Source organism: Stenotrophomonas sp. NLF4-10 (assembly GCF_022359915.1).
Taxonomy (GTDB): Bacteria; Pseudomonadota; Gammaproteobacteria; order Xanthomonadales; family Xanthomonadaceae; genus Stenotrophomonas; species Stenotrophomonas daejeonensis.
In genome coordinates this window covers 1,462,886-1,483,225 of record NZ_JAKSEE010000003.1, presented here as the reverse complement: position 1 = coordinate 1,483,225, position 20,340 = coordinate 1,462,886, and the positions used below count along the sequence as shown (strand labels likewise).

20 protein-coding genes are annotated in these 20,340 nt (G+C 68.7%); 5 read left to right on the top strand and 15 right to left on the bottom strand.

Annotated features, from left to right (window positions below):
• Positions 1–88 precede the first annotated feature (88 nt).
• The 4 genes from MIC98_RS07000 to surE are packed head-to-tail and all read right to left on the bottom strand — an operon-like array spanning position 89 to position 2,967.
• Positions 89–874, bottom strand: a complete 786-nt coding sequence (locus MIC98_RS07000; protein WP_239736623.1) for a peptidoglycan DD-metalloendopeptidase family protein — start codon at positions 872–874, stop codon at positions 89–91.
• Positions 853–1,467, bottom strand: a complete 615-nt coding sequence (locus tag MIC98_RS06995; RefSeq protein WP_057640606.1) for a YqaA family protein — start codon at positions 1,465–1,467, stop codon at positions 853–855. The genes MIC98_RS07000 and MIC98_RS06995 overlap by 22 nt, the downstream gene beginning before the upstream one ends.
• A gap of 31 nt (positions 1,468–1,498) precedes the next feature.
• Positions 1,499–2,191, bottom strand: coding sequence for a protein-L-isoaspartate(D-aspartate) O-methyltransferase (locus MIC98_RS06990; RefSeq protein ID WP_239736622.1), 693 nt, complete (start codon positions 2,189–2,191; stop codon positions 1,499–1,501).
• On the bottom strand, positions 2,188–2,967 hold the full coding sequence (surE, locus tag MIC98_RS06985) for a 5'/3'-nucleotidase SurE (protein ID WP_057640604.1): 780 nt from the start codon (positions 2,965–2,967) through the stop codon (positions 2,188–2,190). The genes MIC98_RS06990 and surE overlap by 4 nt, the downstream gene beginning before the upstream one ends.
• A 176-nt stretch (positions 2,968–3,143) precedes the next feature.
• Here surE and MIC98_RS06980 point away from each other — a divergent pair, with 176 nt between their 5' ends.
• Positions 3,144–3,683, top strand: a complete 540-nt coding sequence (locus tag MIC98_RS06980; RefSeq protein WP_239736621.1) for a Smr/MutS family protein — start codon at positions 3,144–3,146, stop codon at positions 3,681–3,683.
• Between the two features lie 256 nt (positions 3,684–3,939).
• On the opposite strand, the gene truD is transcribed toward MIC98_RS06980, so the two are convergent.
• The 8 genes from truD to MIC98_RS06940 all read right to left on the bottom strand — a co-directional run bounded on the left by truD (position 3,940) and on the right by MIC98_RS06940 (position 11,161).
• Positions 3,940–4,971 carry a tRNA pseudouridine(13) synthase TruD gene (gene truD, locus MIC98_RS06975; RefSeq protein ID WP_239736620.1) on the bottom strand — a complete coding sequence of 344 codons (1,032 nt, stop codon included), beginning with the start codon at positions 4,969–4,971 and terminating at the stop codon, positions 3,940–3,942.
• The gene (ispF, locus tag MIC98_RS06970; protein WP_057641428.1) at positions 4,968–5,468 is read right to left on the bottom strand and encodes a 2-C-methyl-D-erythritol 2,4-cyclodiphosphate synthase; all 501 of its coding nucleotides are present in this window, start codon (positions 5,466–5,468) and stop codon (positions 4,968–4,970) included. The genes truD and ispF overlap by 4 nt, the downstream gene beginning before the upstream one ends.
• Before the next feature lie 52 nt (positions 5,469–5,520).
• Complete coding sequence (gene ispD, locus MIC98_RS06965; RefSeq protein WP_239736619.1) at positions 5,521–6,219, bottom strand: 2-C-methyl-D-erythritol 4-phosphate cytidylyltransferase; 699 nt, start codon at positions 6,217–6,219, stop codon at positions 5,521–5,523.
• Positions 6,216–6,566, bottom strand: a complete 351-nt coding sequence (ftsB, locus tag MIC98_RS06960) for a cell division protein FtsB (RefSeq protein WP_057641430.1) — start codon at positions 6,564–6,566, stop codon at positions 6,216–6,218. The genes ispD and ftsB overlap by 4 nt, the downstream gene beginning before the upstream one ends.
• Before the next feature lie 6 nt (positions 6,567–6,572).
• Positions 6,573–7,865 (bottom strand): phosphopyruvate hydratase, encoded by a 1,293-nt coding sequence (gene eno, locus MIC98_RS06955; protein WP_057641431.1) that lies wholly within the window; start codon positions 7,863–7,865, stop codon positions 6,573–6,575.
• Between the two features lie 219 nt (positions 7,866–8,084).
• A complete protein-coding gene (gene kdsA, locus MIC98_RS06950) occupies positions 8,085–8,918 on the bottom strand; it encodes a 3-deoxy-8-phosphooctulonate synthase (protein WP_239736618.1) in 834 nt (277 codons plus the stop codon).
• A gap of 188 nt (positions 8,919–9,106) precedes the next feature.
• A complete protein-coding gene (locus MIC98_RS06945) occupies positions 9,107–10,771 on the bottom strand; it encodes a CTP synthase (RefSeq protein WP_239736617.1) in 1,665 nt (554 codons plus the stop codon).
• Between the two features lie 132 nt (positions 10,772–10,903).
• The gene (locus MIC98_RS06940; RefSeq protein ID WP_057641476.1) at positions 10,904–11,161 is read right to left on the bottom strand and encodes a hypothetical protein; all 258 of its coding nucleotides are present in this window, start codon (positions 11,159–11,161) and stop codon (positions 10,904–10,906) included.
• Between the two features lie 157 nt (positions 11,162–11,318).
• On the opposite strand from MIC98_RS06940, the gene parE reads away from it, so the two are divergent.
• Together parE and MIC98_RS06930 are read left to right on the top strand one after the other, a co-directional pair.
• Positions 11,319–13,208, top strand: coding sequence for a DNA topoisomerase IV subunit B (gene parE, locus MIC98_RS06935; protein WP_239736616.1), 1,890 nt, complete (start codon positions 11,319–11,321; stop codon positions 13,206–13,208).
• Between the two features lie 341 nt (positions 13,209–13,549).
• Positions 13,550–15,037: a peptidase S10 gene (locus MIC98_RS06930; RefSeq protein WP_239736615.1), complete on the top strand. Its 1,488-nt coding sequence runs from the start codon at positions 13,550–13,552 to the stop codon at positions 15,035–15,037.
• Positions 15,038–15,124: 87 nt separating this feature from the next.
• Here the strand turns inward: MIC98_RS06930 and MIC98_RS06925 are convergent, their stop codons facing one another.
• The gene (locus MIC98_RS06925) at positions 15,125–16,246 is read right to left on the bottom strand and encodes an inorganic phosphate transporter (protein WP_239736614.1); all 1,122 of its coding nucleotides are present in this window, start codon (positions 16,244–16,246) and stop codon (positions 15,125–15,127) included.
• Between the two features lie 142 nt (positions 16,247–16,388).
• Positions 16,389–17,015 carry a DUF47 family protein gene (locus tag MIC98_RS06920; RefSeq protein WP_239736613.1) on the bottom strand — a complete coding sequence of 209 codons (627 nt, stop codon included), beginning with the start codon at positions 17,013–17,015 and terminating at the stop codon, positions 16,389–16,391.
• Positions 17,016–17,288: 273 nt separating this feature from the next.
• Here MIC98_RS06920 and MIC98_RS06915 point away from each other — a divergent pair, with 273 nt between their 5' ends.
• Together MIC98_RS06915 and MIC98_RS06910 are read left to right on the top strand one after the other, a co-directional pair.
• Positions 17,289–18,602, top strand: coding sequence for a hemolysin family protein (locus tag MIC98_RS06915; RefSeq protein ID WP_057641438.1), 1,314 nt, complete (start codon positions 17,289–17,291; stop codon positions 18,600–18,602).
• A complete protein-coding gene (locus MIC98_RS06910; protein WP_057641439.1) occupies positions 18,586–19,239 on the top strand; it encodes an exopolysaccharide biosynthesis protein in 654 nt (217 codons plus the stop codon). The genes MIC98_RS06915 and MIC98_RS06910 overlap by 17 nt, the downstream gene beginning before the upstream one ends.
• Before the next feature lie 114 nt (positions 19,240–19,353).
• Here the strand turns inward: MIC98_RS06910 and MIC98_RS06905 are convergent, their stop codons facing one another.
• Complete coding sequence (locus tag MIC98_RS06905) at positions 19,354–20,217, bottom strand: protease modulator HflC (protein WP_057641440.1); 864 nt, start codon at positions 20,215–20,217, stop codon at positions 19,354–19,356.
• Positions 20,218–20,340: the final 123 nt, after the last annotated feature.

The window sequence follows — 20,340 nt, the reverse complement described above, 5'->3', positions numbered from 1 at the left end:
TCACCCGGTGAAGGCAATCGTAGGCATGGGGCTTGCCCCATGCGGGTTTTCCCGGCGAAAGCCCCGCAACCCACGCAGCTACCGGGCCTTATTTCTTCGGCAGGTAACCCAGCGGGTCCACCGGCTTGCCGTTGTAGCGGATCTCGAAGTGCAGCATGTCGCGGGTGGTGCCGGTGCGGCCCATTTCCGCGATCTGCTCGCCGGCCTTGACGCTCTGGCCCTCGTTGACCAGCCGCTTGCGGTTGTGGCCGTAGGCCGACAGCCACTGGTCGTTGTGCTTGATGATGATCAGCTCGCCGTAGCCCACCAGCCCCGCGCCGGAATAGACCACCACGCCCGGCCCGGCCGCGCGCACGCTGTCGCCACTGGCACCGGCGATGTCGATGCCCTGTTTGGTGGTTTCGCCGGCGGCGAAACGCCCGACCAGCACGCCGTCGGCCGGCCAGCGCCAGCCGATGCCGCTGTTGACCGGCGCCGGGGTCGCCGGCGCCGGCGTCCGTGCGGGAGTCGCCGTGGTGCCGCCGACCGCCGGCCGCGTGGCAGCGGTGCCGCTGCCCGGATACAGCCGCAACGACTGCCCCGGATAGATGGTGTAGGGCGCGGACAGGCCGTTCCAGGCGGCCAGGTCGGCCGGGGTGATGTTGTGCAGGCGGGCCAGCGCATACAGCGTGTCGCCGCGGCGCACCACCGCGGTCTGCCCCGGCTTGGGCACCGAGGTGCGTGGCGTGGTCCTGGATGCCGACGAAGCGGCGCCCGTCGGCTTGACCACCGTGGCGGTGCCACATGCGGCCAGGGTCACCGCCAGCGACGCTGCCAGCGTGTTGCGGATTGCCTTGGACATCAGGTCTACGCTCATGCGAATTTCGCCCTCCATATCAACCAGCCCGCCAGCAGGGCGACCAACGCGGTCGCCACCCAGCCCAGCGGTTCGATCCAGCGCCGCAGCGCTTCGGCCGCGCGCGCGCCGCCGAAGCGGATCACCGCGGCCAGCAGGTAGACCCGCTTGCCGCGCCCGACCAGCATGCTCAACACGTATTGCGGCAGCGGCACGCCGACGATACCGGAAGCCCAGGTGAATACCTTCATCGGGATCGGCATGAACCCGCCCAGCACCAGGAAGGTGAACACCGCCCACGGCGACTCGGCCATCTTCGCCTGCAGGGTGGCGATGCCCGATTCGATCGCCGGCAGCATGCCCAGCATCGCGAACAGCGGCTTGAGCGCCTCGAACGCGTAATGCCCCAGTGCGTAGCCCACCAGCGCACCCAGCATCGAGGCGGCCAGGCTCATCGTCGCCAGGCGCCAGCCCTTGCGCGGCTGCGCCACGCACATCGGCATCAGCATTACCTCGGGCATCACCGGGAAGATGATGGCCTCGACGAAGCTGAGCACGGTCAGGTAGGTGGGCGCGCGCTCGTGGCCGGCCCAGTACAGCGCGCGGTCGTACAGCGGGCCGAAAATCTTCATCGTCAATGCGTTCCCGTACCGTTGCGCGCGTTCAATCCAGCATGCCCGACAGCAACGGCACGAAGCTGACCGGGGCCAGTTCCTCCTGCACGATGCCGCCGTCGGCCTGCCGGGTGAGCTGCAGCAGCGCCTGCCCGCCGGAGCCGCCCACCGGCGCCACCAGCCGGCCGCCGATGGCGAGCTGTTCGATCAGCGCATCGACCAGCGCCGGCGCGGCGGCGGTGACCACGATCGCGTCATAGGGGCCATGCTCCGGCCAGCCGATGCGGCCATCGTCGTGCTTGCTGCGGACGTTCATGCCCAACTGCCGGAAGCGCTTGCGGGCCTGCCGCAGCAGGTCGCCGATGCGCTCGACGGTGAACACCTCCAGCCCCAGCGCAGCCAGGATCGCGGCCTGGTAGCCGGAGCCGGTACCCACCTCCAGCACGGTCTTCGGCGCAACCGCCAGCACCGCCTCGGTCATCCGCGCCACCACCCACGGCTGTGAGATGGTCTGGCCGTGGCCGATCGGCAGCGCGGTATCCTCGTAGGCGCGCGAGGCCAGCGCTTCATCGATGAACAGGTGGCGCGGCACCATCCGTATCGCGTTGAGCACGTTCTCGTTGCCGATGCCGCCACCGCTGTGGGCGCCGTCGCGCAGGCGCTCGACCAGCCGGTCGCGCACCCGCTGCGAGGTCATGCCGCTGCCGACCGCCTCGGGGGAAAGACGCAGGCGTGGCGTCATGCCGGCCGCCCCAGCGTCGCCGACAGCCCGCCCACCCAACTGGCGACCTTTTCCAGCGCTTCGTAGCGGGTCAGGTCCACCTGGATCGGGGTGATGGAGACGTGGCCGCTGCGCACGGCATGGAAATCGGTGCCGGGCCCGGCATCCTGCTCGGAACCGGCCGGGCCGATCCAGTAGACGGTGTTGCCGCGCGGGTCGGTGGCGGGGATGCAGCCCTCGGCCCGGTGGCGGTTGCCCAGCCGGGTGACCTCGAAGCCGCGGATTTCCTCCCATGGCAGGTCCGGCACGTTGACGTTGAGGATGGTGTCGGCCGGTAGCGGGTCGGCCTTCAGCCGCGCCACGATCGCCACCGCCGCGCGCGCCGCGCTGCGGAAATTCTTCGCCTCGTGCCGGTGCGTGACCAGCGACACCGCCACCGACGGCAGGCCGAGGAAGCGCCCTTCCATCGCCGCCGACACGGTGCCGGAATAGATCACGTCGTCACCGAGGTTGGCGGCATCGTTGATGCCCGAGACCACGATGTCCGGCTCGTGCTCCAGCATGCCGGTCAGCGCCAGGTGCACGCAGTCGGTGGGCGTGCCGGCCACCGCGCAGGTGTAGTGGTCGATCCGGCGCAGCCGCACCGGCCGGTCGAGGGTGAGGGAATTGCTGGCGCCGGAGCGGTCGCGGTCCGGGGCCACCACGGTGACCTCGTGCCCGGCCGCGCGCAGCTCGTCGGCGAGCATCCTGATGCCGGGGGCGTCCACGCCGTCGTCGTTGCTTACAAGTACGCGCATTGAAGACCTGAATCGGTGAATCGATGGCGGCGCCCTCCTGCCTCGCCGCCTGCTGCCGTGCCGGTGGTGCATGGAGCACCGGCCGGCCCGACCGTGATTGCCCATGATACCGGAATGCGCCACCCGGCTCCCCCGCGATGGCGGCGGCGCGCGGGCGCACGCGTTACGCTGTGCCCATGTCAGACCCGCAGGACGAAGACGATGGCGCCCTGTTCCGCGCCGCCATCGGCGCAGTGACGCCATTGCGCAAGGTGGAAACGCCGGCCGTCGAAAAGCCGCGCCCGAAGCCGCGCGCGCGCATGGCCGAGCAGGACGAGGCGCAGGCACTGGGCGAGTTCGCCCGGCTGCTGCATTCGAGCGCGCCGCTGGAAGCCGGCGACGTCGCCAGCTACCGCCGCGACAACCTGCCGCCGCGCATGTTCCAGCGCCTCAAGCGCGGCCAATACTCCGTGCAGGACGAACTGGACCTGCACGGCGCCAACACCGTGCAGGCCGAGCAGTTGCTGCGGCAGTTCCTGCTGGAGGCGCACGACCACGGCCATGGCTGCGTGCGCATCATCCACGGCAAGGGCCTGCAGGCCGACGGCGGCGTACCGGTATTGAAGAACCTGGTCGACCGCCTGCTGCGCCAGCGCAACGACGTGCTGGCCTTCCATTCGGCCCCCGCCGCGCAGGGCGGCACCGGCGCGGTGCTGGTGTTGCTGGCGCAGCGCTGATCCGTGCACCGCACATGCTCCGTAGGCCGGGGCTACGCCCCCGGCGCTCTGGAATGTAAAACAACAGGCCTTGCGCAGCCCGTCGGAGCGCCGGGGGCGTAGCCCCGGCCTACCCTCGTCCCAGCGGGGGCCACTTCGGGGCTTGCCGATGAAGCCATGTACCGGGCAAGCCCGGCACCTGCAAAGGCGCCCACATCTTCCGTAGATGCGGGGCTTGCCCCGCATCCACGACCCATGTCGTCGCCACCACGAGCGGCTATGGACGTTGGGCTTCAACCACGCTGCCCAGTTCGTGCAGCACCGCAGTGGCGTAGCACCCGGGTGGCAATGCGAAGGACAGCTCCAACGCGTCGTCCTGCAACCATGCGTGCTGCATCGATGCCGGGCGCAGCCGCAGGGCGCGGCGTTCCTGCTTCAGGTCGGCCTGTTCCAGCCCCACGCGCAATGCCAGCGCCTGCTCGTCGGCCAGTGCCGCCTGCTCCAGTTCCAGTGCCTTGCCGGTGCTGCGCAGCTCGCCCGCGCCCCACAAGGGTCCGCTGGGATGGATGTCGAAACGCGCCAGCCGCTCGGCCAGCGCGTCGTTCATCGGCTCTGGGCCGAAGACCGAGCGGCTGCCGTCCAGCATCCACACCTCTCCATCCAGCGCGACATCCCAGCAGCCCTGCTCCACCCGCGCGGCCAGCACCCGGTTGAACAACGCCGAACGCGCGGCGGACAGCAGCATCGAGCGCTGGTCCCTGCGCATGCGGCGGCCGGCGAACATCTGCAACGCGGCCGGCACGTTGCCGCCGTCGCGGCCGAAGCGCTGTTCGCCGAACCAGTTGGGCAGGCCGCGCGCGGCAATCGTCCGCAGGCGTTCGTCGATTGCCCCGCGCTCGCCCTGCACTTGCCGCAGTACCAGCCTGAAACGGTTGCCGGCCAGCGCGCCACGTTGCAGCTTGCGGTTGTGCCAGGTCGAGGCGAGCACGTGGATTTCGTCCGATTCCAGCAGCGCCAGGTCGGGCGCGACGCGCTTGGGCAGGTGCACGCTGAAGCGCTGCGTGGTCACCGCATGGCGATCCTTCTGCCCGGCGTAGCTGACGCCCATCTCCGCCACGCCGGCCCATTGCGCCAGCCGCTTCGCGACGGCCACGGTATTCGCGCCGCGCTTGCGGATCTCCAGCAGCAGGTGCTCGCCCTCGCCGCTGGCCTCGAAGGCCGGCAGTTCGTCCACCTGGAAGTCCTCCGGTACGCTGCGGATGACGGCATCCAGCAGCGGCGCGCCGAACGCCAGCGGCAGTGCGGTCATGCCGCCACCAACAGCACCACCGCCTGCGCGGCGATGCCTTCCTCGCGGCCGGTGAAGCCCAGCTTTTCGCTGGTGGTGGCCTTGACGCTGACCCGGTCCGGTTCCACGCCCAGCAATTGCGCCACTTTCCCGCGCATCGCCAATGCATGCGGACCGACCTTGGGCCGTTCGCAGATCACGGTGACGTCGGCATTGCCCACCTGCCAGCCGCGTTCGCGCAGCAGGCCGTTGCAATGGCGGACGAAATCGCTGCTGTCCGCACCCTTCCAGCGCGCGTCACTGGGCGGGAAATGCTGGCCGATGTCGCCCAGCGCCAGCGCGCCGAGCATGGCATCGCACAGCGCGTGCAGGATCACGTCGCCGTCACTGTGCGCCAGCACGCCGCAGCGGTGCGGTACGCGCACGCCGCCGAGCATTACGTGGTCGCCCTCGCCGAAGGCATGGACGTCGTAGCCCTGTCCTATGCGGATGGGCGGAAAAGGAGCGGAGGCATTCATCGCGGTCGTGTACGTCATGTCGGGCCCGGCATTCTCGCACCGGGCGGAGGAATCAGCCGCCGCGGCGCGACAGCTCGAATTCGAAGCGGGCCAGGTCGGCCGGCGTGGTGACCTTGAAGTTGCATTCGTCGCCCTCGACCAGCAGCGGGCGCGCGCCCTGCCGCTCCATCGCCATCGCCTCGTCGGTGACCGCGATGCCGGCGCCGGTCGCATCGAGCAGGGCCCGGGTCAACTGGTGGCGGCGGAACAACTGCGGGGTCAATGCGCGCCACAGGCGCTCGCGCGGCTCGGTGCGGTCGATGCCGCCGTCATCGCCGGCGCGCTTGAGGGTATCGCGCACCGGCGCGGCGAGGATCGCGCCGACCGGGTCGATGCGCCCCACTTCCAGCAGGCGCCCGAGGTCGGCCGCTGGCAGGTTCGGGCGTGCGGCATCGTGCACCAGCACGAAGTCGTCGGCGCGCACGCTGTCCGGCAATGCCTGCAGCCCGGCCAGCACCGAGTCGGCGCGGGTGGCGCCGCCGGTGCAGGTCAGCACCGGCTTGCCGGCAAGTTCGGTCCAGCCGGGCCAGTCGGCGTCGTTTTCGGCGATGGCGACCATCACCCCGGCCACGCCCGCGTGCGACAGCAGGGCGTCCAGCGTGTGCGCCAGCAGCGGTTCGCCCGCCGCCAACAGGTACTGCTTGGGCAGCGGCCCGCCGAAGCGGGTACCGCGCCCGGCAGCCGGCACCACCGCCCACACCTGCGTGCTCACGGCAACGGCTCCGTCGTCGCGGCACCGTGCGCGCCGCTGCCGGCCGGCGCCGGCGCTGCGACCGGCGCGTCCTCGACCACGCGGTAGAACTTCTCGCCGGGCTTGATCATGCCCAGCTCGCTGCGCGCGCGTTCCTCGATCGCGGCCTCGCCTTCCTTCAGGTCCTTGACCTCGGCGGCGAGCGCGTCGTTGCGCTGCTGCAGGCCTTCGTTGTCGCGCTTCTGGTTGGCGACCTGGGCCTCGAGCATCATCACCTCGCCCGAGTTGCCCGGGCCGAACCAGAAGCGGTACTGCAGGCCGGCCAGCAGTACCGCCAGCACCAGCAACAGCCAGCGCCAGTTGCGCATGGGCCGTCAGCGCTTGAGCGAGACGAACGCGTCACGCCCGGCGTAACGCGCGCCGGCGCCGAGGGCTTCCTCGATGCGCAGCAGCTGGTTGTACTTGGCCACCCGATCGCTGCGGCACAGCGAGCCGGTCTTGATCTGGGTGGCGGTGGTGGCCACGGCGATGTCGGCGATGGTGGTGTCCTCGGTTTCGCCCGAGCGGTGCGAGACGATCGCCGCGTAGTGCGCCTTGTCGGCCATCGCGATGGCCTCCAGCGTCTCGCTCAGGGTGCCGATCTGGTTGACCTTGATCAGGATCGCGTTGGCGGTGCCCGACTCGATGCCCTCGGCGAAGATCTTCGGGTTGGTGACGAACAGGTCGTCGCCGACCAGCTGCACCTTGCCGCCGATGCGCTCGGTCAGCAGCTTCCAGCCGGCCCAGTCGTTCTCGGCCAGGCCGTCCTCGATGGTGATGATCGGGTACTGCGCGCTCCAGTCGGCGAGGAAATCGACGAACTGCTCGGAGGTCAGGCGCTTGTTCTCGCCGACCAGGTTGTACTTGCCGTTCTCGTAGAACTCGCTGGAGGCCACGTCCAGGCCCAGCAGCACGTCCTCGCCGGCGGTGTAGCCGGCCTTGCCGATGGCTTCGAGGATGGTGTCCAGCGCCTCGACGTTGCTGCGGAAATCCGGGGCGAAGCCGCCCTCGTCGCCGACCGCCGTGCTCAGCCCGTGGCCCTTCAGCACCGACTTCAGCGAGTGGAAGATCTCGGTGCCGGCGCGCAGCGACTCGCTGAACGAGGTGAAGCCGACCGGCAGCACCATGAATTCCTGGAAGTCGACGTTGTTGTCGGCATGCGCGCCGCCGTTGATGATGTTCATCATCGGTACCGGCAGCGACGGCGTGGCGCCGGTCATGCCCGCCAGGTACTGCCACAGCGCCTGCTTCCTCGACGCGGCGACCGCATGGGCGGCAGCCATCGACACGCCCAGCAGTGCGTTGGCGCCGAGGCGGCCCTTGTTCTCGGTGCCGTCGAGGTCGATCAGGCGGCGGTCCAGCCCGGCCTGGTCGGCGGCGTCGAAGTCCTTCAGCGCAGTGGCGATGGCGCCGTTGACGTTGGCCACCGCGTCGCGCACGCCCTTGCCCAGGTAGCGGGTCTTGTCGCCATCACGCAGTTCCACTGCCTCCTTGGTGCCGGTGGAGGCACCCGAGGGCACCGCGGCGCGGCCGAACGAGCCGTCGGCCAGGGTAACTTCGGCCTCCAGCGTGGGGTTGCCGCGGCTGTCGAGGATTTCACGGGCGTGGATCTTGGCGATATTGGTCATGGTCGGCAGGATGGACTCGTAGGGGACGGAATGTGAAACCGCCCCGCAGTTTAAACGATGCACCAGCAGGCGCGGCGCGTTGCTTGCGGCTGAAAGCGCCGGGGTAGTGCCGGCCGCTGGCCGGCATCTGCATGAATGCTGGAAATGCGAGGTTGCCGGCCAGCGGCCGGCACTACCGTGAAAACCAATGGCCCGCGCGGGGCGGGCCATTGTTCGGGTTCAGAGCGTGGTTTCGAGAAACCCGTTTTTCTTGGTGATCGAATCCAGCGCCAGCAGGGTTTCCAGCAAGGCTTCCATCTTGCCCAGCGGCCACGCATTGGGGCCGTCGGACAGGGCCTTGGACGGGTCCGGGTGGGTTTCGGCAAACAGGCCGGCCACGCCCACCGCCACCGCCGCGCGCGCCAGCACCGGCACGAACTCGCGCTGGCCGCCGGAGCTTCCGCCCTGCCCGCCCGGCAGCTGCACCGAGTGGGTGGCGTCGAACACCACCGGGCAGCCGGTGTCGCGCATCACCGCCAGCGAGCGCATGTCGCTGACCAGGTTGTTGTAGCCGAAGCTGGCGCCGCGCTCGCAGACCATGATGTCGGCATTGCCGGTGGACTTGGCCTTCTCGACGACCGGCTTCATGTCCCACGGCGACAGGAACTGGCCCTTCTTGATGTTCACCGGCTTGCCGGCGCTGCACACCTTCTTGATGAAGTCGGTCTGGCGCACGAGGAAGGCCGGGGTCTGCAGCACGTCCACGACCGAGGCCACCTCGTCCATCGGCGTGTATTCGTGCACGTCGGTCAGCACCGGCACGCCGATCTGCTTCTTCACCTCGGCCAGCACCTTCAGCCCTTCCTCCATGCCGGGACCGCGGAAGCTGGTGCCGGAGGTGCGGTTGGCCTTGTCGAAGCTGGACTTGAAGATGAAGTTCATCCCCAACTTGCCGGTGATCTCCTTGAGCTGGCCGGCGACGTCGAGCTGCAACTGCATCGACTCGATCACGCACGGGCCGGCGATCAGGAACAGCGGCTGGTCCAGGCCGACTTCGAATCCGCAGAGCTTCATTCAACTACCTCGTGATTGAAGCCTCTCTCCCATTGAGAGAGGTTCGGGACAAGTGAAGCCCCTCTCCCACCGGGAGAGGGGTTGGGGTGAGGGGAAACGAAGTCCGGATGATTCAAACATCATGGACTACGCCGCACCCTCATCCGCCCCTTCGGGGCACCTTCTCCCGGAGGGAGAAGGAAAAAGCATCAGGCCCGCGCTTCCTTCAGCAACTTGCCGCCGGCCTTCTTCTCGCGCGCCGCGCGGATGAAACCGATGAACAGCGGGTGGCCGCCGCGCGGGGTGGACAGGAATTCCGGATGCGCCTGGCAGGCCAGGAACCACGGGTGCACGTCGCGCGGCAGTTCCACCACCTCCACCAGCGTGTCGTCCATCGACTTGCCGGAGATCACCAGCCCGGCATCCTCCAACTGGGTGCGGTAGCGGTTGTTGAACTCGTAGCGGTGGCGGTGGCGCTCGGCCACCACGTCCTTGCCGTACAACTCGCGCGCCAGCGTACCCGGCTTCAGCCGTTGCTCCTGCAGGCCCAGGCGCATGGTGCCGCCGAGGTCGGACTTCTCGTCGCGCTTCTCGACCTCGCCGCTGGCGGTGCGCCATTCTGTGATCAGGCCGATCACCGGGTGCGGCGTCTGCCGGTCGTTCTCGGTACTGTTGGCGCCGTCCAGCCCGGCCACGTGGCGGGCATGGTCCACCACCGCCGCCTGCATGCCGTAGCAGATGCCGAAATACGGCAGCTTGTGCTCGCGGGCATGGCGGGAGGTGAGCACCTTGCCCTCGAAACCGCGGTCACCGAAGCCACCCGGCACGAGGATGCCGTCGACGCCGTCCAGCGCGGAAAGGTCCGAGCCTTCCAGTTCCTGCGCTTCCAGCCACTTGAGGTTGACCTTGGTGCGCTGGCGCAGGCCGCCGTGCTTGAGCGCCTCGCCCACCGACTTGTAGGCGTCCTGGTGATCGACGTACTTGCCGACCACGGCGATGGTGACCTCGTCCAGCGGGTGCAGCGCCGCATCCAGCACCGCCTCCCACTCGGACAGGTCGGCCGGGCCGGCCTTGTCGGCGAGCTTGAGCTGGTTGACGACGATATCGTCCAGGCCCTGCGCATGCAGGCCCATCGGCACGCGGTACAGCACGTCCACGTCCGGCACGCTGATCACCGCGCGCTCGGAGACATTGGTGAACAAGGAGATTTTGCGCCGCTCCGAATCGGGGATGGCCTGCTCGGAACGGCACAGCAGCACGTCCGGCTGGATGCCGATCGAGCGCAGTTCCTTGACCGAGTGCTGGGTCGGCTTGGTCTTCAGCTCGCCGGCGGCGCCAATGTACGGCACCAGCGTCAGGTGCATGAACAGCGCCTTCTCCGGGCCGCGCTCGGTGCGCACCTGACGGATCGCCTCCAGGAACGGCAGCGATTCGATGTCGCCGACGGTGCCGCCGATCTCCACCAGCGCCACGTCGAAGCCCTGGGTGGCCTCGTCGATGCAGCGGCGGATTTCGTCGGTGATGTGCGGGATCACCTGCACGGTGGCGCCGAGGTAGTCGCCGCGGCGCTCCTTGCGGATCACGTTCTCGTAGATGCGCCCGGTGGTGACCGAGTTCCTGCGGCTCAGCCGGGTGTGGACGAAGCGCTCGTAGTGGCCCAGGTCCAGGTCGGTCTCGGCACCGTCGTCGGTGACGTAGACCTCGCCGTGCTGGAAGGGACTCATGGTGCCCGGATCGACGTTGATGTACGGATCCAGCTTCATCATCGTGACCTTCAGGCCACGCGCCTCGAGGATGGAGGCCAGCGACGCGGCGGCGATGCCCTTGCCAAGCGAGGACACCACGCCGCCGGTAACGAAAATAAGGGGGGTCATGGCTCACTTGCCTCCCGGAAAGCCCTAGTTTAAAGGTTGTCGCGCGAACACCCAAGCGCGGGATGCGGCGACCTCAAAAAAAAGACGCCCCGGCCAGCGCCGGGGCGTCCATCCACCATCGGGAAACCCGCGTCAGCGACGCTTGCGGGCTTCCTCTTCTTCCTCTTCCTCGCGCGGGGCCGGCTGCTCGCCCCGGGCCTTCTGCTGCGCGGCGGCCGCGGCACGGCGCCGGGCCTTCTGCTCGGCCTCGGCCTTCGCCTTGTCGGCGGACGCATCCTGCGCGGCTTCGGCCGTCTTGCCCTTGTTGGCGGCGCTCTGCGCCATCACCAGCGGTACCGCCACGACGGCGGCGGCGGCCACTGCCCAGGCCAGCAATTTCGACGATTTCATCATCATCCTCCGGGTTCGCACCGGCGCACGGGGCCGGTTGCATGCCTCTCGACCGGTGCAGGATACCCACGCCCGCCCCTCCCGGCACTGAATGCCCGGCGTGCAAATTCCGCCGGCAGACCGCAAACTTGCCCGTCGCACTGCCTCATCGAGATACATGAACGCCCGCTACAACGCCGCCGACATCGAAGTCCTCTCCGGCCTGGACCCGGTCAAACGCCGTCCCGGCATGTATACCGACACCACCCGCCCGAACCACCTGGCGCAGGAGGTCATCGACAACTCGGTGGACGAGGCGCTGGCCGGGCACGCGAAGACCGTCGAGGTCGTCCTGTTCAAGGACGGCAGCTGCGAGGTCAGCGACGACGGCCGCGGCATGCCAGTTGACATCCACCCGGAGGAAAAGATCCCCGGCGTCGAGCTGATCCTCACCCGGCTGCATGCCGGCGGCAAGTTCAGCAACCGCAACTATACCTTCAGCGGCGGCCTGCACGGCGTCGGCGTGAGCGTGGTCAACGCGCTGTCCACGCTGGTGGAGATCCACATCAAGCGCGAGGGCAACGAGCACCGCATCACGTTCCGCGACGGCGACCGCGCCAGCCCGCTGGAAGTGGTCGGCACGGTGGGCAGGAAGAACACCGGCACCCGCCTGCGCTTCTGGCCCGACCCGAAGTATTTCGACACACCGAAGTTCAACCTGCGCGCGCTGCGCCACCTGCTGCGTGCCAAGGCGGTGCTGTGCCCCGGGCTGACGGTGAAGCTGACCGACGAGGCCACCGGCGAAACCGAGAGCTGGCATTACGAGGACGGCCTGCGCGATTACCTGAAGGCCGAGCTGGGCGAACGCGAGATGCTGCCGGCCGAGCTGTTCGTCGGCAGCCTGAAGAAGGAAACCGAAGTCGTCGACTGGGCCGTGGCCTGGCTGCCGGAAGGCGAGCTGGTGCAGGAGAGCTACGTCAACCTGATCCCCACCGCCCAGCACGGCACCCACGTCAACGGCCTGCGCACCGGCCTGACCGAGGCGCTGCGCGAGTTCTGCGACTTCCGCAACCTGCTGCCGCGCGGGGTCAAGCTGGCGCCGGAGGACGTCTGGGACCGGGTGTCGTTCGTGCTGTCGCTGAAGATGACCGACCCGCAGTTCTCCGGCCAGACCAAGGAGCGCCTGTCCTCGCGCCAGGCCGCCGGTTTCGTCGAGGGCGCCGCGCACGATGCCTTCAGCCTGCTGCTGAACCAGAACGTGGAGGTCGGCGAGCGCATCGCCCAGATCGCCATCGAGCGCGCCAGCGCGCGGCTGAAGACCGAGAAGCTGGTGGTGCGCAAGAAGGTCACCCAGGGCCCGGCGCTGCCCGGCAAGCTGGCCGACTGCATTTCGCAGGACCTGTCGCGCACCGAGTTGTTCCTGGTGGAAGGTGATTCGGCCGGCGGCAGCGCCAAGCAGGCGCGCGACAAGGACTTCCAGGCGATCCTGCCGCTGCGCGGCAAGATCCTGAACACCTGGGAAGTGGCTTCCGGCAGCGTGCTGGCCTCGGAGGAAGTGCACAACCTGGCCATCGCCATCGGCTGCGACCCGGGCAAGGAGGACATCTCCGGCCTGCGCTACGGCAAGATCGTGATCCTGGCCGACGCCGACTCCGACGGCCTGCACATCGCCACCCTGCTCTCGGCGCTGTTCCTGAAGCACTTCCCGGCGCTGGTCGATGCCGGCCACGTGTTCGTGGCGATGCCGCCGCTGTTCCGCGTGGACGTGGGCAAGCAGGTGTTCTACGCGCTGGACGAGGAGGAAAAGCGTTCGCTGCTGGAGAAGATCGAGCGCGAGAAGGTCCGCGGCCAGGTCAGCGTCACCCGCTTCAAGGGGCTGGGCGAGATGAACCCGGCGCAGCTGCGCGAATCCACCATCCACCCGGATACGCGCCGGCTGGTGCAACTCACCGTGGACGACGACGAGCAGACCCGCTCGCTGATGGACATGCTGCTGGCGAAGAAGCGCGCGTCGGATAGAAAGGGGTGGCTGGAGAACAAGGGCGATCTCGCCTCCCTGGAGGTTTAACCTCGGCTATTCACCGCCATCAGCCGTGGCGACGGCGCAGGCATGGCTACCCCGGTGGGGACCCCTTGGCGCGGCTTCGCTGGAAGTCTGATCCCGGCCATTCGAGCACGAGATTTACGTAGATGCGGGGCTTGCCCCGCATGGGGCCTTCCCGGCAAACCCCGTGCCGGGCAAGCCCGGCACCTGCGGGAGGCGGGGTATCCACGGCATGCGGAATTGATTTCCCCGCAATCGGGCGAGGAGCCTTGAATCCTCCCGTACATGCCCGGCATGGCTTTACGCACATCCGGCCGATCAGGATCGCGGTCTAGCATCGGGCATCCCTTCACCCGGTGCCTTCCATGCCACTGCTACGCAACCTCGCCTTTGCCGGCGCCCTGGCGCTTGCCACACCCGCCGCCTTCGCCGCCGACAAGCCCGAAGGCGAAGACAAGGCCGCCGCAACCGCCCCCGCCCCGCTACCGGCCGATGCCTCGGTGCGCCAGAGCATGCGGCTGGAAGGCCGTACCCTCGACTACACCGCCACCGTCGGCTCGCTGCCGGTGCGCGACGCGCAGGGCAAGGTCATCGGCGACGTGGTGTTCACCGCCTACACGATGCCCGGCAAGGACCGGCCGGTCACCTTCGCCCTCAACGGCGGCCCCGGCGCCTCCTCGGTCTACCTGAACCTCGGCGCGATCGGCCCGCAGGTGGTCGCCTTCGGCAGCGAGGGCGACAGCGCCTCGGCGCCGGCCACGCTGCACGACAACCCCGGCACCTGGCTGGATTTCACCGACCTGGTGTTCATCGACCCGATCGGTACCGGCTTCAGCCGCTCGCGCATTCCCGACGACGAGGCCAGGAAGCAGTTCTTCACCCCCACCGCCGACGTCGAATACCTGTCACGGGTGGTCTACGACTGGCTGCTGAAGAACCAGCGCCTGACCTCGCGCAAGTACCTGGCCGGCGAGAGCTACGGCGGCTACCGCGGCCCGCGCATCACCCATTACCTGCAGACCCGGCTGGGCGTGGCGATGAACGGGCTGGTGCTGGTCTCGCCGTACCTGAGCCCGACGCTGGAGGACAACAGCGACGTCTCGCCGATGGCATGGCTGCAGACCCTGCCCTCGATTGCCGCCGCGCACCTGGAGCGCCAGGGCCGGCTCACCGACGAGGCGATGCGCGAGGTGGTCGAATACACCCGTGGCGACTACGCCACCGCGCTGATGAAGGGCCGCTCCGACCCGCAGGCGACCGAGGCGATGATCCGCAGGGTCACCGAACTGACCGGGCTGGACCCGGTGTTCGTGCGCCGCGCCGGCGGCCGCCTGGAGACGCAGGCCTACCTGCGCGAGGTATTCCGCGACAAGGGCACGCTGGGCAGCCGCTACGACTCCAATGTCACCGCCTTCGACCCGTTCCCCACCGATCCCGAGCAGCGCGCCAACGACCCGCTGCTGGACAGCATCATCGCCCCGACCACCACCGCGATGGTGGATTTCGTCACCCGCGTGGTCGGCTGGAAGGTCGACGCCCGCTACAACGCGCTGAGCTACGAGGTGAACCGGCTGTGGGACCGCAACGGCGACCTGCGCGCCGGCGCGGTCACCCAGCTGCGCCAGGCCGTGGCCATCGACCCGCGGCTGCGGGTGCTGATCGCGCACGGCTGGAACGACCTGTCGTGCCCGTTCATGGGCTCGATCCTGACCGTGGACCAGATGCCGAGCATGGGCGAGGACCCGCAGCGGGTGCAGGTGCGCGAATACCCCGGCGGGCACATGTTCTACAGCCGCGCCGACAGCCAGGCCGCGTTCCGCCGCGACGTGCAGGCGATGTACCAGCGCAACTGAGAAATCGCCGGCCACCGGCCGCCGCCTCTCCAACGCAAAGGCCCGCCGTCTCCGGCGGGCCTTTCTTCATGCGTTCCGGAAGGGCGGTCAGGTCCAGCCGGCCATCTCGAACAGGCGCAGGGCGAAATAGCCGCAGGCACCGGCCGCCGGGATGGTCAGGATCCACGCCCAGACGATGCGCTCGATCACGCCGATGCGCAGCGACTTCGGGTTCTTGGCGAAGCCCACGCCCATGATCGCGGTGGAGATGCTGTGGGTGGTCGACACCGGCATGCCGAAATGCGCGGCCAGGGTCAGGATCGTCGCCGAGCTGGTTTCCGCGGCGAAGCCGTGGATCGGGTGCAGCTTGACCATCTTGTGGCCCAGGGTCTTGATGATCTTCCAGCCGCCCGAGGCGGTGCCGGCGGCCATCACCACCGCGCAGGTCAGCACGATCCACATGGCGATGCCGTCGCCGCCGTGCGCGTCCGGGTGCATGAACGCCAGCCACGACGGCAGGTCGTCCAGCGCGCCGGTGGCCTCGGCGCCGATCAGGGTCATGGCGATGATGCCCATCGTCTTCTGCGCGTCGTTGTGGCCGTGGGCGAAGCCCATGTAGGCGGCCGAGGCGATCTGCGCCTTGCCGAAGAAGGCGTTGACCCAGCGCGGCCGCGCCAGCCGCCGCAGCACGCCGCCGACGCGCGCCATGCCGGCGATGATCGCCCACAACAGGCACATCACCACGATGCCGAGCGCGAAGCCGGCGATCGGCGAGGTGATCATCGGCACGAACACCTTCCACAGCAGGCCCTTGTTCTGCGCCCAGTTGCCGAGGTTCTGCGACCAGATCAGCGCGTCCCAGTTGTTGTGCGCGGCGGCCAGGCCGGCGCCGCACAGGCCGCCGATCAGCGCGTGCGAGGACGAGGACGGCAGGCCCTTCCACCAGGTGATCAGGTTCCAGACGATGCCGCCGAGCAGCGCACACAGGATCACCTGCGGGGTCACGTCGACCACCTCGGCGTTGAGCAGGCCGTTGGCGATGGTCAGCGCCACAGCGGTGCCGGTCAGCGCGCCGATCAGGTTCATGCCCGCGGCCAGCATCACCGCCCAGCCGGGCGAGAGCACCTTGGTCGCCACCACGGTGGCGATGGAGTTGGCGGTGTCGTGGAAGCCGTTGATGAACTCGAAGACGAGCGCGGCCAGCACCACCACCAGCACTAATGTCAGCATCGCGATTGCCCCCTTGAGTCAAGGGGGCAGGCCCGCCGCCCTGCGGCGGGACGGGGGATGTGGAAGTACGGCCTGCGGGTACCGGCACAGCCGGTGCCCTTGCCGCCGAAGCCGGAAATGCCCGAGAACCCCATCATGGCGATCACGAATTCTTCAATACGATCTGGTAGACCACCACGCCGGCCTCGCGGCAGCGGTCGATGGCCTTTTCCAGGATCTCGAAGAACTCCTTGAGCAGGAACATCTGCAGGTGGTCCAGGCGCCCGGAATAGATTTCCCGGTACAGCTCCAGCATCAGCCGGTCGGCCTCGTTCTCCAGCGCGCGCAGCTTCTCGTTCATCGCCGTCATCCGGTCGATGTTCATGTGGCGCAGGTCCTTGACCATCTCCACCACCACGTCGGCGGCCTGCTCCAGCATCGCCGCGCGCGGGGCGAAGTCGATCTGCGCCAGGTGCTGGGTGGCCAGCGAGTAGCGGTCGGCGAACTTCTCGATCTGCTTGGGGATCTTGTAGAGGGCCGAACCCAGCGCCTCGATGTCCTCGCGCTCGATCGGGGTCATGAAGCTGTCCACCAGCGCCTGGCTGATCTTGTCCGAGGCCGCGCGCTCGCGCAGGCGGGCCAGCTTGAACGCGTCCAGCGCCGGCTGGCGGTCGGCCTCGCGCATCATCGTGTGCAGCGCCTTGGCGCCGTCGGCGGCAGCCTGGGCGGCCTCGTCGAGATAGGTGTAGAACTGCTTGCCGGAGCCGAAGATCGTCTGCAATGAAAACATGGGGAACCTGTTCGCCGTCGCGGAAGGGGCGGCATCGAGGGGGAATTATGACGGCTGAATGACCGCTCGGGTATTCCCGGCGTCCCGTCCCCATACACATGAATGGGCGGTTGCCGGCTCCTCACGACGGTTTGCTAAGATGCGCCGGCGCCCGTGCGGCGCAGCCTATGGACGACGACCCTTATCCCCCCCCGCCGCGCCAGGCCCCGTTTGCCGGTCCCTGCCGCCCGCGCCAGCCCTTCCCCTCCCCGCCACCAACCCGGGGAGTGACCCGTGCTTGAGTTCCTGATCGTCCTCGCCCTGATCCTGCTCAACGGCTTCTTCGCCATGTCCGAGATGTCGGTCATGACCTCGCGCAAGAGCCGGCTCAAGCAGATGGCCGCCTCCAGCAAGCGCGCCGCGCGCGCGCTGGCGCTGTCCGAGCGCCCGGAGAACTTCCTGTCCACGGTGCAGATCGGCATCACCCTGATCGGCATCCTGACCGGCGTCTACGGCGGCGAATCCATCGGCCTGCGGATTGCCGACTGGCTGCGCCAGGTAGCACCCGGCTTCACCTATGCCGATGCCACCGGCAAGGTGCTGGCGGTGGCGCTCATCACCTACCTGACGCTGATCTTCGGCGAACTGCTGCCAAAACGGCTGGCGATCACCCGTTCGGAGGACATCGCCGGCGTGGTCGCGGTACCGATGGGCTGGCTGGCGCGCATCGCCGCGCCGGGCGTGTGGCTGCTGTCACGCTCCACCCAGCTGATGCTGCGCCTGCTGGGGCTGGGCAAGAGCGAATCGGCCACGGTCAGCGAAGAGGAAATCCGCATGCTGGTGGCCGAGAGCCACGAGGCCGGCGTGATCGACAGCCACGAGCGCGACATGATGAACCGGGTCATGCGCCTGGGCGACCGCACCGCCGACAGCCTGATGACCCCGCGCAACCGCATCGCCTGGCTGGACACCACCGCCGATGCGGGGAAGAACCTGGAAACCATGCGCGAGCACGCGTTCTCGCGCTACCCGGTGTACCGCGGCAACGACCAGGACATCGCCGGCATCCTCGAGGTGAAGACGCTGGTCACGCACGGGCTGGACGGCATCGGGCCGTCGATGTTCGCCGGCCTGCGCGAGACCCTGTACGTTTCCGAATCCACCCACGCGATGAAGCTGCTGGAGATCTTCCGCGAAGAACACCAGTCGATGGCGCTGGTGGTGGACGAATACGGCGAGATCCAGGGCCTGGTGACGATCAGCGACCTGATGGGCGCGGTGGTCGGCCGCCTGCAGGCGGTGGAGAACACCGACGAGGACGCGCTCGTGGTCACCCGCGAGGACGGCTCGCTGCTGGTGGACGGCTCGCTGCCGGTCGACGACCTGCGCGAGCTGATGGAAGGCGCCGAGCTGCCCGACGCCGAGGAAGGCGACTACTACACCCTGGCCGGCATGTGCATGCACAGCTTCGGCCGCATCCCGCGCGCCGGCGAATACTTCGACTGGGCCGGCTGGCGCATCGAGATCGTCGACCTGGACGGCGCCCGCATCGACAAGCTGCTGCTGCGCAGGCTGCCGGAAGAAGACACCGATGACATCGTCGACTGAGCCGCAAGGCGACGCCGGCCGCTACCGCAACGAGGGTATCCGCACGCTGCTGGCGATGTTCGAGCACGGCGACCCGGAGCAGCACCAGCCGGTGGGGCAGATCCTGCACGGCCTGCGCGAAGGCGCGTTCGGCGTGTTCCTGTTCGTCGCCATCCTGCCCGCGTTCATCCCGATCCCCGGCATCGGCGGCGCGGTCAGCGGCCCGCTGGTGCTGCTGATCGGCGCGCAGATGATGTGCGGGCTGTCGCGCCCGTGGGTGCCCGGCTTCATCGCCCGGCGCGGGCCGAAGCGCGGCACCATGCAGCGCTTCCTGGGCCGGATCGACCGTCCGCTGCGGCTGCTGGACCGCCTGCTCAGGCCGCGCCTGCCGGCGCTGGTGTGCCCGCTGCCGGCACGCCTGTTCAGCGGCGTGCTGTTGCTGCTGCTCGGCGTGCTGCTGTCGCTGCCGATCCCCTTCACCAACTACCTGTTCGGTTTCCAGCTGCTGCTGTTCGCGCTGGCGCTGATCGAGCGCGACGGCGTGCTGATGCTGTTCAACTGGCTGGCCGGCATCGCCGCGGCGGCCTTCTTCGGCCTCGGCTCGGGGCAGTTGCTGGGTCAGCTTTCAACGCTGTACCAACGCTGGAGTGGCGGCTGACCCCTGCAGGAGCGCTCGTAGGAGCGCACCTTGGTGCGCGATGGAGCTTTCACGGTAGAGCCCCATCGCGCACTGAAGTGCGCTCCTACGACGACGGCAAGAGCCGCCGTTCCGTCAGCGGTCGTTCTTCAGGTACTGCAGGAACGGATCGTTCTTGTCGAGCACGATCACGCCGTTGCCGTCGGTCATCGAGCCGCGGTAGGCCTCCAGGCTGCGGTAGAACGCGTAGAACGCCGGGTCGGCCGAGCCGGCCTTGCCGTAGATCGCCGCGGCCCGGGCATCGCCCTCGCCGCGCAGCTGCTGCGCGTCGCGCTCGGCCTCGGCCACCAGCACGGTGCTCTCGCGGTCGGCCTGGGCACGGATGGTCAGCGACTGCTCCTCGCCCTCGGCGCGCAGCTTGGCCGCCTCCTGCTTGCGCTGGGCGCGCATGCGTTCGTAGACGTCGGTGATGACCTGGCTGTCGGTGGGCAGGTCGATCTGCTTGATGCGCAGGTCGACGATCTGCATGCCCAGCGTCCCCACCGCCTCGTTGATCGCGGTGAGCTGGTTGGCGATCAGCTCGCTGCGGTCGCCGGACACCAGCTGCTGCAGGGTGCGCGAGTTGATCTGGTTGCGCAGCGAGTCGGTGATGATCGGCGCCAGCCGCGCATTGGCGACCTTGCCGTCGCCGCCGGTGGCGCGGTAGTAGGCGCGCACGTCGGAGATGTAGCCGATGGCGAAGAAGTCGACGCTGACGTCCTTCTGCTCGGCGGTGAAATAGCGCGCCGGGGCGGTGTCCAGCACCTGGAAGCGGCGGTCGAACACCCGCACCGTCTCCACCAGCGGCACCTTGAAGTGCAGCCCGGGCTTGATGTCCGCGCGCACCACCTTGCCGAGGTTCAGGACCATCGCGGTCTGGTCCTCGCGCACCACGTAGACCGAGCCCATCAGGCCCAGCAGCACCACGACCAGCAGGCCGATAACAAGGGAGTTCTTCATCGGCCGGCCTCCTGACGCGTTGCCGAGCGCGAAACCGTGCGGTCCGCGTTGCGAATGCTGTCGGTGATGCCCGGCAGCGCCGGCACCATTGCTTCGGGCGCCGGCTGCGCCGCATTGCCACCC